This is a genomic window from Chryseobacterium pennae (genome assembly GCF_003385515.1).
GTDB lineage: Bacteria > Bacteroidota > Bacteroidia > Flavobacteriales > Weeksellaceae > Chryseobacterium > Chryseobacterium pennae.
Map to the genome: position 1 here is coordinate 471,409 of NZ_QNVT01000001.1, position 14,365 is coordinate 485,773.

The 14,365-nt window shown below is 36.9% G+C and carries 16 protein-coding genes; 11 read left to right on the top strand and 5 right to left on the bottom strand.

Annotated features, from left to right (window positions below):
- Nucleotides 1–140 precede the first annotated feature (140 nt).
- The 7 genes from pepT (at nucleotide 141) to DRF65_RS02180 (ending at nucleotide 5,946) form a co-directional block, all read left to right on the top strand.
- Nucleotides 141–1,388: a peptidase T gene (gene pepT / locus DRF65_RS02150; protein WP_115968484.1), complete on the top strand. Its 1,248-nt coding sequence runs from the start codon at nucleotides 141–143 to the stop codon at nucleotides 1,386–1,388.
- A gap of 4 nt (nucleotides 1,389–1,392) precedes the next feature.
- Nucleotides 1,393–1,959 carry an energy transducer TonB gene (locus DRF65_RS02155; protein ID WP_115968487.1) on the top strand — a complete coding sequence of 189 codons (567 nt, stop codon included), beginning with the start codon at nucleotides 1,393–1,395 and terminating at the stop codon, nucleotides 1,957–1,959.
- Between the two features lie 180 nt (nucleotides 1,960–2,139).
- Nucleotides 2,140–2,373 (top strand): hypothetical protein, encoded by a 234-nt coding sequence (locus DRF65_RS02160; RefSeq protein ID WP_123947259.1) that lies wholly within the window; start codon nucleotides 2,140–2,142, stop codon nucleotides 2,371–2,373.
- A gap of 164 nt (nucleotides 2,374–2,537) precedes the next feature.
- Entirely contained in the window at nucleotides 2,538–3,302 is a 765-nt protein-coding gene (locus tag DRF65_RS02165; RefSeq protein WP_115968491.1) for a T9SS type A sorting domain-containing protein, read from the top strand.
- Between the two features lie 190 nt (nucleotides 3,303–3,492).
- Complete coding sequence (locus DRF65_RS02170; RefSeq protein ID WP_115968493.1) at nucleotides 3,493–4,089, top strand: porin family protein; 597 nt, start codon at nucleotides 3,493–3,495, stop codon at nucleotides 4,087–4,089.
- Nucleotides 4,090–4,169: 80 nt separating this feature from the next.
- A complete protein-coding gene (locus DRF65_RS02175) occupies nucleotides 4,170–5,222 on the top strand; it encodes a sensor histidine kinase (RefSeq protein WP_115968495.1) in 1,053 nt (350 codons plus the stop codon).
- On the top strand, nucleotides 5,212–5,946 hold the full coding sequence (locus DRF65_RS02180; protein ID WP_115968497.1) for a LytR/AlgR family response regulator transcription factor: 735 nt from the start codon (nucleotides 5,212–5,214) through the stop codon (nucleotides 5,944–5,946). The genes DRF65_RS02175 and DRF65_RS02180 overlap by 11 nt, the downstream gene beginning before the upstream one ends.
- An 86-nt stretch (nucleotides 5,947–6,032) precedes the next feature.
- On the opposite strand, the gene DRF65_RS02185 is transcribed toward DRF65_RS02180, so the two are convergent.
- From DRF65_RS02185 to DRF65_RS02205, 5 genes are all read right to left on the bottom strand, one after another.
- Nucleotides 6,033–6,941 carry a DUF6268 family outer membrane beta-barrel protein gene (locus tag DRF65_RS02185; protein WP_115968499.1) on the bottom strand — a complete coding sequence of 303 codons (909 nt, stop codon included), beginning with the start codon at nucleotides 6,939–6,941 and terminating at the stop codon, nucleotides 6,033–6,035.
- Between the two features lie 278 nt (nucleotides 6,942–7,219).
- Nucleotides 7,220–8,428, bottom strand: a complete 1,209-nt coding sequence (locus tag DRF65_RS02190; protein WP_115968500.1) for a multidrug effflux MFS transporter — start codon at nucleotides 8,426–8,428, stop codon at nucleotides 7,220–7,222.
- 137 nt (nucleotides 8,429–8,565) lie between these two features.
- Nucleotides 8,566–9,417, bottom strand: coding sequence for an AraC family transcriptional regulator (locus tag DRF65_RS02195; protein WP_115968502.1), 852 nt, complete (start codon nucleotides 9,415–9,417; stop codon nucleotides 8,566–8,568).
- An 88-nt stretch (nucleotides 9,418–9,505) separates the two neighbouring features.
- Complete coding sequence (thiL, locus tag DRF65_RS02200) at nucleotides 9,506–10,567, bottom strand: thiamine-phosphate kinase (RefSeq protein ID WP_115968503.1); 1,062 nt, start codon at nucleotides 10,565–10,567, stop codon at nucleotides 9,506–9,508.
- A 5-nt stretch (nucleotides 10,568–10,572) separates the two neighbouring features.
- Entirely contained in the window at nucleotides 10,573–11,067 is a 495-nt protein-coding gene (locus DRF65_RS02205; RefSeq protein ID WP_115968674.1) for an acyl-CoA thioesterase, read from the bottom strand.
- 114 nt (nucleotides 11,068–11,181) lie between these two features.
- On the opposite strand from DRF65_RS02205, the gene DRF65_RS02210 reads away from it, so the two are divergent.
- The 4 genes from DRF65_RS02210 to DRF65_RS02225 are packed head-to-tail and all read left to right on the top strand — an operon-like array spanning nucleotide 11,182 to nucleotide 14,364.
- On the top strand, nucleotides 11,182–12,384 hold the full coding sequence (locus DRF65_RS02210; RefSeq protein ID WP_115968505.1) for a BaiN/RdsA family NAD(P)/FAD-dependent oxidoreductase: 1,203 nt from the start codon (nucleotides 11,182–11,184) through the stop codon (nucleotides 12,382–12,384).
- A 28-nt stretch (nucleotides 12,385–12,412) separates the two neighbouring features.
- Nucleotides 12,413–12,805, top strand: coding sequence for an energy transducer TonB (locus DRF65_RS02215; RefSeq protein WP_115968506.1), 393 nt, complete (start codon nucleotides 12,413–12,415; stop codon nucleotides 12,803–12,805).
- Between the two features lie 9 nt (nucleotides 12,806–12,814).
- Nucleotides 12,815–13,450, top strand: coding sequence for a DUF2306 domain-containing protein (locus tag DRF65_RS02220; protein WP_115968508.1), 636 nt, complete (start codon nucleotides 12,815–12,817; stop codon nucleotides 13,448–13,450).
- The gene (locus DRF65_RS02225; protein WP_115968509.1) at nucleotides 13,447–14,364 is read left to right on the top strand and encodes a YARHG domain-containing protein; all 918 of its coding nucleotides are present in this window, start codon (nucleotides 13,447–13,449) and stop codon (nucleotides 14,362–14,364) included. Before DRF65_RS02220 ends, DRF65_RS02225 begins: the two co-directional genes overlap by 4 nt.
- Nucleotide 14,365: the final 1 nt, after the last annotated feature.

Below are 14,365 nucleotides of genomic sequence, written 5' to 3' on the forward strand. Positions count from 1 at the left end.
CTGAGGTATACAAATCTAACATTATTTTGATTTTCAAAGTTTTATATCTGATTTATAATTTCAATAACTGATATTCAGTCGCAAATAATGTATTCTGAGCATCAAATTTGCTAACTTTGTTAAAATTTACAATAAATCTGATGAGTACAATAGAATTCAATCCATTATGGAAAGAGAAATTGCTGAACCGTTTTCTTAGTTATGTAAAAATATACTCAACGAGTGATGCAGAAAGTGAATCTACACCTTCTACAGAGCGTCAATGGGATATTGCAAACTATATCACTGAAGAACTGAAAACGATCGGTTTGGAAGATGTTTCAATTGATGAGCACGGTTATATTATGGGCTACGTTCCTTCTAACCTTGAAAATGATGACAGACCTACGATTGGGTTCATTTCACACTACGATACATCACCTGATTTCAGCGGGGAAAATGTAAAGCCTCAGGTTTGGGAAAATTATGATGGAAATGACCTTCTGTTGAACCAAACCACAGGATTCACTTTATCTCCTTCAAGGTTTGAAAGTTTAAAAAAATATATTGGTCAGACATTAATTACTACTGATGGAAATACACTTCTTGGAGCAGATGATAAAGCTGGCTGTGCAGAAATTGTAACAGCTGCTGAATATCTTATTGCTCATCCTGAAATCAAGCATGGAAGAATTGCTGTAGGATTTACTCCTGATGAAGAAATCGGAAGAGGAGCACACAAGTTTGATGTGGCTAAATTCGGTGCTGAGTGGGCATATACAATGGATGGTGGAGAAGTAGGAGAACTTGAATATGAGAACTTTAACGCTGCCGGAGCGGTAGTAAAAATCCACGGATTAAGTGTACACCCGGGATATGCTTATGGTAAAATGATTAATGCGGCTTTACTCGCTGCTGAATTTACTCAAATGTTACCTGCCAATGAAACTCCTTCAACCACTAAAGGTTTTGATGGATTCTATCATTTAATGGATATTACTGCTGATATTTCTGAAGCGAAACTTCAATACATCATTCGTGATCACGATGCTGATAAATTTGAAGCAAGAAAGAAATTCATGGAAGAAAAAATAGCTGAATTCAACCAGAAACATGGTGCAGGAACTGCTGAAGTAGAGATCAAGGAGCAATACAGAAACATGAAGCAACAGTTTGAAGGTAAAATGCACATCGTGGATCTTGCAGCAAAAGCTATGACAGAAACCGGTATTGAACCTAAGATCAAAGCCATCCGAGGAGGTACAGATGGTGCTCAGCTTTCTTATATGGGACTTCCCTGCCCGAATATCTTTGCGGGAGGAATCAATTTCCACGGTCCTTATGAATATGTTGCTTTAGAAAGCATGGAGAAGGCAACAGAAGTGATTATTAATATTGTAAAAGCTTAAGAAGATGAAAAAACTCTTAGCATTAGCATTCATACTATCTTTTGCTTTCGGAAGGGCTCAGATATCTGCATTTCAAAAGGCTGATTCGAAATATGAAAGAAAGAAAACGGCCCTGTATAATAAATACCCCAAGCCTAATGATCTGAGAACTAAGCTAGAGTGGCTCCTTACGGAAGACAAAATAACATCTTATAAAAATGCTCTGGAGAAAATTTCTGAAGAGGATAAAAAAGCATTAGTCAATGATCCGCCAGTCAAAATTAAACTGACAAAAGAAGCGGAATATGAAGCAGGAAAAACTGCATTTCAAAAATCATTGTATGATGCTGTTGATCTAGCGTTCTTAAATTTTGCTTCAGATTCCTATAAGGCAACATTAAACTTTGTAGTAGACTCTAAGGGAAATGCCTTGGGAGCCCAGGCAAAGGGAAATAATGAAGATGTAAATTCATTTATTGAAGCCGCCTTTTACCGTATCAAAGAAAAAGGTAAGTGGAAACCTGCAGAATCTAATGGAAAACCGGTATCATCTACGATATCTCTTCCCTTAGTTTTAACATTTAAAAAATAAATACAATAGACCCGCTTTAGAGTGGGTCTTTTTTCTATATCATCCAACCTAACAACCCACCCGTATCCTATTCATTTTCGGATAGTTAAAATTAAAAGCAATTTGTTTTTTTGTTATATTTACCCTTTACATTATAAACAAAACTATTAATTTTTAACATCAGATTACATTATGAAAACAATGAAAAAACTTTTAAGAAAGGATCTTTCAACGATTCTTGGTAACGGGATAGACAGCTGCCATATGGGAGGAGATTCATATAACTGCCAGAGTGACTGCCAGTGTGCCTGGGGAAAAGCCTGCGAAATGTATGAAGATGGAAGCCCGGGACAATGCATTGCTGTTGGCGGTGGCGGAAATCCTGGTGGTGGTGGATGCATACCTCCGAATGACTGCACAGAGCAGCCTTACTAAAGATAAATCAAACAATAATCTATCGGAAGCTATAATGGCTTCCGTTTTTATTTTCATTCGAAAACAGATTCTCGTCAAAACATCTCTACCATTCATCAAATAAAATTCCTGTTCATCTTTCAGATCTGTTGTTTTGCATCAAATTCATTAAACAACAATCACTTATGAAAAAAACTCTTTTTTCAATGGCCATTATAGCAGCAAATTCTGTATTTGGCCAAATGAACCTTGAACATTCTTATACTTCCGATAGCAGTCATTGGGATGTTTATTCAGACAACACTACTTCTCATTATCTGATTGGTAAAGGGAATAATACTTTTGATATCTACAACGCCAATCATACTTTGTATAAAACACTAACGCCCAATATCCCGGGTAGCTATATGTATATTCCCGAATTACTTACAGAAAACTACTCCATCTCCAAACGTATTTTTAATACTGATGATAAATTAGAGTTCATACTCACTTTTATCAATAATCAGGGCGGACAACACCTAATGCTTATTATCAATGAAGACGGAAATATCATCAGACAATTTGGAAACGATTACCATTCTCAATACCAGATCTTCCATGATGTGGCCTCTAATCAGAACAAATTTGTCATTTCAAAAAGCTTGGGCATTAACACTGTTACAGAAGTATATTCTCTGCCTACCTCTTCATTAACTACGTTGGAAATTCAGACACAGAATAAAAACAAGCTTTCAGCTTTTCCCATTCCTGCAAACAAACTTTTAAATATTATGAATCCCGGAAACGGAGGAAACAATGTTCAGGTCTATGATGTTTCCGGAAAAATGGTTCTCCATAAAAGCTTTAGTTCCGGAGAGAAAAACATTTCCATTGATGTGGAAGCTCTTAAGGCAGGAGTTTATCTATATAAAATAGGGGATCAAAGCTCTAAGTTTATCAAAAACTAACCCTTCCCTGTCTATTGATAAAATTTCACTTCATTTGTCGTGGGATTTTTTCTTTTTAATCAATGTTATCAAAGGATAAAACAGCAATATCTACAGCTCATCACTACCCGATTACCGTTCATCAAATAAAATTTTATCAAGCCTTCCGGATTCGTTGTTTTGCAGCAGATTTCTAACAATAATTAAAATTATGAAACAACAATTTTTAGCATTCTGCTCACTGTTATTATGTATTACATGTTCTATGGATACACAGGCTCAACAAACTCCATCTATTCATTTCGGAATCAAGGGTGGGGCAAATTTTACAAAAACCTCAACGGAATCTTCTTCCTTGGAAGGGAAATACGGGTTCGGCTATCAGGCAGGAGCAATGGTAAGATTCGATATTGGAAGTCTGTATGTACAAGGAGAAACGCTGTTCAACAAAAGAAAAACATCTTACGAAGCAAAAGACAAAGGAGAAGCAAAATTAACATGGAATGCCATTGATATTCCTGTAGTGATTGGATACAAATTTATTAAAACCGATGACTTTAATGTAAGAGCATTTGCTGGTGGTGTGTACAGCTACGCTTTCAACAACAAGTTATCGGTTTCCGAATCTCTGCAGGAAGGTTTTAATAAGTTTGACAAATCCAATATTGGATTTACTGGCGGGGTCGGTATCGATTATAAAAACTTTACAGTAGATCTAAGGTATGAACACGGGCTGTCTAACATCAGTAAGGAATTTAAATCCAAACCTCACAGCTTTAGTCTTGGGATAGGTTATTTCTTATTCTAAAAACTTGAATTATCTTTGACTGATTAGAAACTGTGAATCTGCAGTTTCTAATTTTTTATAAACCCTCTTCAGACCAATCCATGACAAAACCTAATGTTTTCAAAGAATATATATTTTACCTCAGCTTCTGGTGTATTTTTGCCGTTGTAATATGGATTAATTTTCAGGCAAACACAGACCGGTTTATTGCTGTACTTCAAACAATTGCCATTGTAATAACGTCTTTTATTTTTACTTATCATCTTGCCCAGAAGCTTCTTCCCAAAGCCTTAAGGACAAAAAGAATGAAGATCTTTCTGGTACAGGCAACAGTGAATATTTTAATTTTAAGTGGTATTTATTCTATTATTTTCACTTACCTTCAGGTGGCTCCTACCGTTGATTTACCACCCAGTTTTTACGGTCATTTACCCATTTTATGGCAAGGGTTTTATATGGCCATTCCCGCTGCTTTTATGATAAGTGTAGCTACATGCGGTATTAAGTTTTATCTTGAGCATGAAAGAATAGAACGGGACCATATTCTCCTTCAGCAAGCCCATTTGGAAAACCAGCTCAAGCTGCTTCAGGACCAGATTAATCCCCACGTGGTATTTAACATTCTGAATCACATCCATATTCTCATCAAAACGGATACTGAACTTGCTGATTTTTTATTAATGAAGTTTTCAGATATTTTACGATACCAGCTCTATCATTGCAATCAAAACCTCGTTCCTCTTGATAAGGAAATTGAATATCTCCAAAACCTGGTTGAAGTGGAAAAACTGAGATGGGGAAATGAGCTCAATGTAAATGCCACGCTGAAAATCAATAATACAAAGGCTTACATTGCACCTTTGCTACTGGTTCCTTTTATTGAAAATGCCTTTAAATATGTCTGCAGACTTCCGGGACAAACCGGTTATGTGAAAATTTTCTGCAAGGAAGAAAACAATAATCTTTTCTTCTATGTTGAGAATTCCTATTCAGAAATAGCCGTTCATAAAAAGAAAGACGGCGGAATTGGCCTGCAAAATGTACAAAAACGCCTTAAGTTACAATATCCTGATGCTTACGATCTTAAAATAGAGTCTGATCATCTTGTTTATAAAGTAACTTTAACCTTAAAACTGTCTGAAAATGAGCAATAATATTCCCAAAATGAAATGTCTGATCGTAGATGATGAACCATTGGCGAGATTTCACCTTAAGGAACTGGCAGACAAGATCGATTTCTTATCTGTAGAAGGAACTTATGCTACCGCACTGGAAGCAGGAACCAAGGTAAAAGAAAGCGAAATAGACCTTCTTTTGCTGGATATCAATATGCCTTATCTGAATGGTATCGATTTCCTGGAGCAGCTTGAAAATCCGCCATTATGTATTTTTACGACCGCCTATTCTGAGTATGCATTGGAAGGATTCCGTCTTCAGGTAGTGGATTACCTTTTAAAGCCGATTGCTTTTAACCGCTTTTATCAGGCTGTCAATAAAGCCCAGCAGCAATTTATCATTAATGAAAAATTAAAGAAAAACACTCCTTGGGATGATCCTTTTCTGTACGTAAGGCAATCTGATACCTTTATCAAAGTTTCCTGGGTAGATATTTTATATATTGAAAGTATGCAGAACTATACAAAGCTGCATTTTAAAGATAAATCCCTGGTCATCCATCAGACCATGAAGGCCATTGAAGAATCATTGCCTTCCGAACATTTTTTCAGGATTCACAAATCATTCCTGATCAACATCACCCACATCGATATGATTTCCGGAGGCCGTCTGTTCATCAATAAAACAGAGCTTCCTATATCCCGTACCCGAAAAGAAGAACTGCTTAATCAGGTCGTTTATAAGAAGCTTATCAGTAAGTAAAAAGAAGAAAGCCGGAAGGTGTGGGGGGAATTATTCAAGTTAAAAAGAAGATCAAATAAATACATTCCGGCTTATTTTCTCATATCTTAAGGTAAATTCCAGCGTAGAGATACAGCAGCATAGAATGTACTGGAAAACTTTGGATCTGCAATTTTTTTCTCTTTAAAAATGCTTTTGATCTTTCGCTCACTTTCTATGAAACTTCTCGTTAAGGTTGATCCTCCTGTAATTCCTATACTCAGCTTATTATTGATCTTTATTTCCGGTTTCAGACCTGCTGTAATCTGCTGATAACCGAACATTATGGATTGTCCCTCTTTATTCCTTTCTACAGTCATCCCGCTGAGGTTAACCACAGCTTTTAAGGTAAAAGCATCTGAGAACTCATATCCGGCTTCCGCACCTTCCGGGAAATTAATTCTGAATTTGACCTTTCCGTTGGTTTTCCAGTCAAAATAGATCCACGGTAACACCATTGGAACTCCAAATGCTGTCGTAAGCACCGGTCCAACACCCAAAGCAAGATTAGGATTAAAATGCCTGATAAACACAATACCACCCTGGCCCAGCACATCATCAAAGCTTATCTTTTCCATATCAGTATACACTCCCACGGATGCCATCATCATCATACTCCACTTTTTACCTAAAGGTCTTATATGCTGTAGCCCCACCTGAGCGTTCAACATCTGATCCGGAAATAACGGAGTTTCATAATTTGTGTGTGACATTTTTGCATAAGACCCACTCAGTAGCATAGCCCATGCTTTTACCTTACCATCTTTATCTTTTTTTACCGATAACGGAATACTTAGGTTCAGATTTACTCTTTTAAAATCACTTTTGGAATTGGTTTTCACGCTGTCTTCCGGCCGGATATAATTAGAGGATGGAATATATTCTGTTTTAAGTTCTGCAGAGATTCCTGATTGTGCACTTACCCAATACCCTAATGGCAACAGACAGCAAAAAGCCGTCAAAAGGTTTCTTTTCATATTCTAAATTTTACGCAAAGAGAACCCTTTAGGGATTGTTTACAAAAATTACTTGATTAAGTGCCTGAATGGTATGACCAATAGAAGCAATGGCAGGATAAAGCTCAATGGGCTGGAAGCGCGAAGAGGGAAGCTGGAAGTTACTATTTGTCTACTGAATTACTGAAAGTTATTACAAAATAGAGTACTAAAAACCCAGAAAAATCTGCAATCCTAAGCTTTATTCGTTCTTTGACTTTCAGTAACTTCCCGCCTCCCTCTTCCCTCTTCCTTACTTATTAAGCTACAGATTGCTGCACTGAGGTTTTTTTACTTTTAAATATCTGATATCCAAACCATACAGCAACCAATGCCATTCCTGTACGGGTAACCACCATCGGCATTATAGAATCTGCTTCTAAAAGCCCCAATAATCCTGATATTAAAAAGGTAACCATTAGTTGCATGAATCCCAGTAACGCTGCAGCCGTACCTCTCCCCTCTTTAAACGGAGATAAAGCATGTGCAGAGGTAATAGGGAACAGAATTCCGATAGCCAGCAATGATAAATACAGCATTGCGATTTCCAAAGCTACAGAAAGGCTTCCGGCAGCGATCAGAATGTGCAGTGAACACACCAGCAACAGCATCAATGTAGCTCCAAATAAAAGATCCGAATTACTGATTCTCTTAATCAGCCTTGGAGTAATATAAGCTGCTGTAATCAAGGCTAATGAATTAAATGCAAATATAAAACTGAAGGTCTCACTCGAGAATCTGTGAAGTTCCATAAATAAGAACGGAGCATTTGAAATATAAATGATCAGAGAGGCAAAAGCAATACTCCCCACCATCGTACTGTTGATGAATTCTTTGTTGGAAATAATCATTTTCAACTGTTCCTTTAATCCTTTTTCATCCGGAAGGTCATGATCCGGCTGGCTGATTCTTGTATTTGTTTCCGGAACGTATTTGTATACCATAAAGAAGGTAATAAGTCCCATGATGCATAAAAAAGCAAATGAACTGTTCCATCCCCAGTATTTCAGAAATACACTTCCCAGTAAAGGAGCTACAATCGGGGCAATTCCACTGATCTGAGATTGTTGGGCAAAAATGGTTACAGATTTTTGTTTATCATACAAATCAATAATAATGGCTCTTCCAATCACAATTCCCGCACTTCCTCCAAACGCCTGTAAGAAACGCATCGCCCATAAAACATAAATATCTGAGGTAAAATAAATGGCAGTAGCCCCTATGATAAAGAGGAGAAGACCACAATACAGCATCGGCTTACGGCCTGTTTTGTCTGATAAAGGTCCCCATAATAATTGTCCGAACGCAAATCCGGCAAAGAAAACAGAAATAGAGATTTGGATATGCCCAATATCTGTTTTAAAAATTTCAGCCATGCTTGGGAAAGCAGGAAGATAAAGATCTATACTTAAAGATTCCAACGTGTTGAGTAATGCTAAAATAAACACTACAATACCTAACTTCTTCATAAATTGTAAGCCTTCGCAGGCGGTTTTTTTTCAGGATGCAAAATTGCCTTAAAAAGCAAAAGATTACAATAACAGAACTGAAGGAAGTATAGGACAAATTGAAGATAAATGTACAATAACAAGTAAAAAATGCTAGTTTAAAACCCTAAAAATTGTAAATATTGAGGATTACCTTTTTCATTATTCTTAAAAAAGTCTGGGTTTTGCCCTGTATGTTTCTTAAAAAACCTTGAAAAATATGAAGCATCGTTAAAACCGAGTTTAAAAGCAATCTCTTTTACTGTAAGCGCTCCAAAGCTGAGTTCTCTTTTAGCTTCAAGGAGAAGACGCTGGTTGATCATTTTTTTTACTGTTGTTCCTCTCAGAAGACGCACAATATCATTCAGGTGATGGGTACTTATCTTTAGTCTTTCGGCGTAGAAACCTGTTTCCTTCTGTACTATATAATGTTTCTCAATAAGTCCTACTAAGTCATGAACACGTTGACGGTCATTCAGCAAGAGTTCCTGAGGATTAATTTGTTCTCCAATAATGATACAGAATGCTTTCAGATAAGCCTTTAAAAGTTCAGTTCTTGAAGTGGCTTTATATTCCTGTTCAATCAATGAGATAAGTGTGCTGCAGGTTTTTTCATTTTTAGGATCTAAAAAGAACGGAAGCACACCTCCGGTAAGAACAGATTCAATATCACAGGCTTCGTTGAAAATTTCCCGGCTTATCGCCATGGCATATCCCTCTTCTCCTTCTATCTTCATATTGAATGCCTGCCCAGGTGCAATGATGCAGATTTGATTGTTCTGAAGTTTATAACTTTCAAAATCCAGCTCTAAATGGCTTTTTTCATACACTTCCCTGAACCAGATAATTTCAAAAAAATTATGCCGGTGAACATCATGGAAATTCTCAGGGCCAGCTGCACTCAGAGTACTCATCTGAAATTCTTCAGAAGTCAGATGGTGCATCGGTATTTCTTTTTCCGGTATAATCATCACTGGAGTTTTAAAATAGTTAAGCTATAAACAAAAACCACAGCAAAAAAGTGCTGCGGTTTTCTACAATATTTAAAATTAAATAATTTTATCCGTTCTGGTTTCCTAAAAATGCATCCCATCCCTGAGCAGTAAGAGCTACCAATTGGTTAGATCCTCTTGCTACCATAAAGTTTCCTTCTTCTTTTTCCACAGCATGTCCTATGATGGTAAAATCCGGATGGTTTTTAATTTTATCAAAATCTTCTGGTGAAATCGTGAACAGTAATTCATAATCTTCACCACCACTTAATGCAGTCATAACAGGATTTAAATTCATTTCATCTGCGGTAGAGATCGTAAGGTTATCCAACGGTACCTTTTCCTCATACAGCCTGAAACCTACTTTAGACTGATCGGAAAGGTGAAGAATTTCAGAAGCTAAACCGTCAGAAATATCAATCATGGAAGTTGGTTTAATATCCAGCTCTTCCAAAATAGTTTTAACATCTGTTCTTGCTTCAGGTTTCAACTGTCTTTCCAGGATATAATCATAGCCTTCCATTTCCGGCTGCATATTTGGGTCTGCAAGATAAACAGCATGTTCTCTTTCCAGAATCTGAAGTCCCATATAAGCTCCACCCAAATCTCCTGTTACTACAAGAAGATCATTTGGTTTTGCTCCGCTTCTCTTCACAATATTTTCCCCTTCTTCGATTCCTACTGCCGTAATACTCATTACCAATCCTGAATTGGAGCTTGTAGTATCTCCACCAATCAGATCTACTTTATATCGGGTACATGCTGCCTGAATTCCTGCATAGAGTTCTTCCAAAGCTTCTACCGGAAAACGGTTGGAAACAGCCAAAGAGACTAGAATCTGTGTAGGAACGGCATTCATCGCTGCAATATCACTTAGGTTTACCACTACCGCTTTATAGCCTAAATGCTTTAACGGAACATAGCCTAAATTAAAGTGTACTCCTTCTGCCAGAACGTCTGTGGTAAGAACTACTTTTTTATTGTCAGGATTAATTACTGCCGCATCATCTCCTACTCCAAGCTCCGAAGATTCGTTGGATAAAGGAAAATATTCTGTCAGATGTTTAATCAAACCGAATTCTCCTAGTTTTGAAATGGGAGTCAGCTCCTGTGATTTATCTTCAAACATAAATTTTATATATTAATTTCTGCCGGATCAATATTATGTGGATGGAAAGGAAGCTTTTTAAAATCTTCCTTTGATAGCACCACAGTTTCCGGGCTTTTGTATTTATTCATTGCTTCCACTACATCATCTGGTGGAGTGGTCATTTTTCTAAGCATCATATCAATCCAGACTCCTGTTGCTTCGGAAGTAGCACAGTGTACTCCCTCCGGTGTATAGAACTTGTGAACGAAACGGTAAATGGAGGAATCATCTGAACATCCGTCTATTTCTACACTTACAATAACAATCTGATCGGCATAGATCTCCTTGAAGAAAGAATATCTTTCGTGCAGGATAACAGGCCCGATTCCCCATCTGCTTAATTGGGTAACTCCCATTTTTTCCTTGGTCATAAAAGCCATTCTGGCTTGCGCACAATATTGTACATAGGATGAATTGGCTAAGTGTTTGTTGGCATCAAGATCGCTCCAACGCACTTCAAATTTATGGTAGAAAATCATACTGAAATCGTTTTTGGTATCATTAAAATTATAATCTTCAAAAATACTCAAATAAGATGGTTTATAAAAATTGTACTTTTGAAAAAATAATCTTCAGCATAGGATTACCCATACATGAAACAGATCATCATTATCGGAGGTGGTGCTGCAGGCTTTTTCTGCGCAGCCAACCTTGACGAAAAGAAATATAAAATTACGATTTTAGAACAGAACTCTGATGTCCTTCAGAAAGTTAAAATTTCCGGAGGCGGACGATGTAATGTCACCCATGCCTGCTTTGACCCTAGAGAACTCGTGCAGTTCTATCCGCGTGGAAACAAAGAACTATTAAGTGTTTTTACTAAATTTCAACCGGGCGACACAATGGAATGGTTCGATCAGCGTAATGTTCCGTTGAAAATAGAGAATGACAACAGAACTTTTCCTGAAAGCAATTCTTCACAAACCATCATCAATACCTTTTTGAATGAAGTTCAGAAGAAAAATGTAGTTGTACAGACAAAATGTACCGTAAAGGAGATTGAAAAACAGGATGAAAAATATAGTGTAAAAACTAATTCGGGAGATTTTGAAGCGGATTATCTTGTGTACACTACCGGAAGCTCACCTAAATCCTTAAAAATTGTTGAAAATCTGGGGCATAAGATCATAGACCTTGTTCCGTCTCTTTTTACTTTTAATATTAAAGATGATCTTTTAAAAGATCTTCCCGGAACCAGTTTTGAAAATGCAGGAATTTCTATTCCTAAACTGAAAACTGAGGAAAGCGGACCGCTTTTGATTACCCATTGGGGACTTTCCGGACCTGCTGTTCTAAAGATTTCGGCATGGGAGGCCATAAGTCTCGCAAAACTTAAATACAATTTTGAAATTGAGGTGAACTTTGTTTCCATAGAGATGGACGATGCAGAAGAAATGTTCCATAACTTTAAACAAAGTAATCCTAAAAAGACCATAGGCCAATCGAAAATCTTTGATATTACCAACCGATTCTGGCAAAAAATATTAGATATTTCAAAAGTTGATCTCAACAAGCAGGTAGCCAATATTTCAGGAAAAGAAACGCAGAAAATTCTGGAAAATCTGTGTAAGAAAAAGTTTCAGGTGACCGGAAAATCAACATTTAAAGACGAGTTTGTAACTGCGGGAGGCGTTGATTTAAAAGAAATTAACTTTAAAAGCATGTCTTCAAAGCTCCTTCCAAACTTTTATATTGCCGGAGAAGTTTTAAATATAGATGCAGTAACCGGAGGTTTCAATTTTCAGGCATGCTGGAGTGAAGGATGGCTGATTGCACAGGATTTAAATTCCCTATAAAAATCACTAAAAATAAGGATAACGACACATGAAAAAATTAATATTTCTACTATTTACGTTTGGGTTCACATTATGTTTTTCTCAGGTAAAACAGGACCGGGCAGAATCCCCTGTAAAAGATTATACTAATAAAGCAGATATAAAACCTGAATTTCCAGGAGGAATTGCTGTATTCAGAACACTCATTATGAGTAAAATAAATTTTAGTATCATTACAGACTCAGCAAACTCAGAGGTACGGTTTCTAATTGATTCCAAGGGAGAACTGAGCTCTGTGACGGCAAACGGAGAGCAGGAAAACTTTAATAAAGAATTGATACGGGTCATCAATACCATAAACAAAAAATGGGAGCCCGCTGTTTATAAAAACAAACCTGTGGACTATTGGTATACCCTTCCAATGTCGATAAATTTTGATTAAAGCATAGGTATGCTATCAGCCAAAAGAAATATCACATTTTTCAAAATCCTTCTTATCATAGGATTTGTATACTTCTTTTGGCTGATGCTGAAAATAACACTGGAATATATTCCCTTGGACCCCAACATCAGTTTCCTGATGATTAAACAGACTGAAGTAGAGCATAGACCAGAATACCTTTATTTTTTCTACACTCATGTGTACACCAGCATTTTTGTACTTCTTTCAGGATTTTTAGCCATACTTCGCAAAGACTTCGGATGGAAAAGCTTTCACCGGAACATGGGAAAGTTTTATATTTTTCTCATTTTATTTTTTGCTGCACCATCAGGAATTTATATGGGATTTTTTGCCAATGGTGGCCTTTTTTCAAAGGTATCATTCGTTATTCTGGGGCTTTCATGGTGGTTTTCTACCTTCAGAGCCTATCAGCTGGCCAGGCAAAAAAAGTTTAAAGAACACAAGCAATGGATGTGGCGGAGTTTTGCTTTTACATTATCAGCCATTACATTACGGATGTGGAAAGTTATTATTGTATATTTATTTCACCCAAATCCCATGGATGTTTATCAAATCATTGCATGGCTGGGCTGGATTCCCAATATCCTTATCATTGAATACTTAATTACAAAAAAACAGATATGAAAACTTTAAGTTACACCCTTATTTCCTTGTTTGCAGTTTCTCTGATAAGCTGCAAAAAAGAGGGAAAAACGAATGAATCAGACAAAGATTCTCTAACCGCAAAAAAAGACTCTGTAGTCATTCCTGAAGTTCATAAAGAATATTACGGAGTTTACACCGGAGACTTTGCAGGGATGGAAAAACTGGTTGACGATGTAGACGGCTCTGAGTATGATGAGAATGTCTACAAAAGAATCTCTATAAAAATCAACAGAATTACCAAAGACAGTGTGTATGGGCAAAGCATTGTGAATGGAAACCAGCGTCCTGTAAGAGGAATTTTTAATGAATCTTCAAAATCTTTTATACTGGATGAACCCGGGAATGATAAAACAGACGGTAGGTTTGAAGTAAAACTAAGTGGAGATAGCTTAACCGGCAAATGGAATGCTTTCAATAAAAAAGCAGTAAAAGCTCCTCTGAAATCCCTGAAACTCATCAAAAAAGAATTTGTGTATAATCCTAATTTTATGCTTGATCCGGAATCCAACCTGGTAGACTGGAACAATCCTAAAGATTTTGTAGAAAAATACACCGACAGTGATGGGAAAACCGAAAGTTATACCACATCAAAGAATCGGGTTGCTTCTGATGCGGTCTTTAAACTGAATGCCTCTAAACAAAGACTAAGCGAAAAAGACATTAAAAATCTGAGAAAACTGGATCTTGAGATTATCAAGAACTCAGTGTTTGCAAGGCATGGTTATTCTTTCAAAAAAGAAACGTACAGAGACTTTTTCGAGCAGACCAATTGGTACATTCCGGTTTCCAATAATGTAGACAACGAACTTTCTCCCATGGAAAAGGATAACGTGGCACTACTGAACAGATTTATTAAATACGCTGAAGATAAATATGACAGTTTTGGAAGGTAAG

Bases quoted from the DNA above. Each gene is read 5' to 3' on its own strand.
- pepT (WP_115968484.1), top strand. From the start codon at position 141: ATGAGTACAATAGAATTCAATCCATTATGGAAAGAGAAATTGCTGAAC.
- DRF65_RS02155 (WP_115968487.1), top strand. From the start codon at position 1,393: ATGAAAAAACTCTTAGCATTAGCATTCATACTATCTTTTGCTTTCGGA.
- DRF65_RS02160 (WP_123947259.1), top strand. From the start codon at position 2,140: ATGAAAAAACTTTTAAGAAAGGATCTTTCAACGATTCTTGGTAACGGG.
- DRF65_RS02165 (WP_115968491.1), top strand. From the start codon at position 2,538: ATGAAAAAAACTCTTTTTTCAATGGCCATTATAGCAGCAAATTCTGTA.
- DRF65_RS02170 (WP_115968493.1), top strand. From the start codon at position 3,493: ATGAAACAACAATTTTTAGCATTCTGCTCACTGTTATTATGTATTACA.
- DRF65_RS02175 (WP_115968495.1), top strand. From the start codon at position 4,170: ATGACAAAACCTAATGTTTTCAAAGAATATATATTTTACCTCAGCTTC.
- DRF65_RS02180 (WP_115968497.1), top strand. From the start codon at position 5,212: ATGAGCAATAATATTCCCAAAATGAAATGTCTGATCGTAGATGATGAA.
- DRF65_RS02185 (WP_115968499.1), bottom strand. From the start codon at position 6,941: ATGAAAAGAAACCTTTTGACGGCTTTTTGCTGTCTGTTGCCATTAGGG.
- DRF65_RS02190 (WP_115968500.1), bottom strand. From the start codon at position 8,428: ATGAAGAAGTTAGGTATTGTAGTGTTTATTTTAGCATTACTCAACACG.
- DRF65_RS02195 (WP_115968502.1), bottom strand. From the start codon at position 9,417: ATGATTATACCGGAAAAAGAAATACCGATGCACCATCTGACTTCTGAA.
- thiL (WP_115968503.1), bottom strand. From the start codon at position 10,567: ATGTTTGAAGATAAATCACAGGAGCTGACTCCCATTTCAAAACTAGGA.
- DRF65_RS02205 (WP_115968674.1), bottom strand. From the start codon at position 11,067: ATGATTTTCTACCATAAATTTGAAGTGCGTTGGAGCGATCTTGATGCC.
- DRF65_RS02210 (WP_115968505.1), top strand. From the start codon at position 11,182: ATGAAACAGATCATCATTATCGGAGGTGGTGCTGCAGGCTTTTTCTGC.
- DRF65_RS02215 (WP_115968506.1), top strand. From the start codon at position 12,413: ATGAAAAAATTAATATTTCTACTATTTACGTTTGGGTTCACATTATGT.
- DRF65_RS02220 (WP_115968508.1), top strand. From the start codon at position 12,815: ATGCTATCAGCCAAAAGAAATATCACATTTTTCAAAATCCTTCTTATC.
- DRF65_RS02225 (WP_115968509.1), top strand. From the start codon at position 13,447: ATGAAAACTTTAAGTTACACCCTTATTTCCTTGTTTGCAGTTTCTCTG.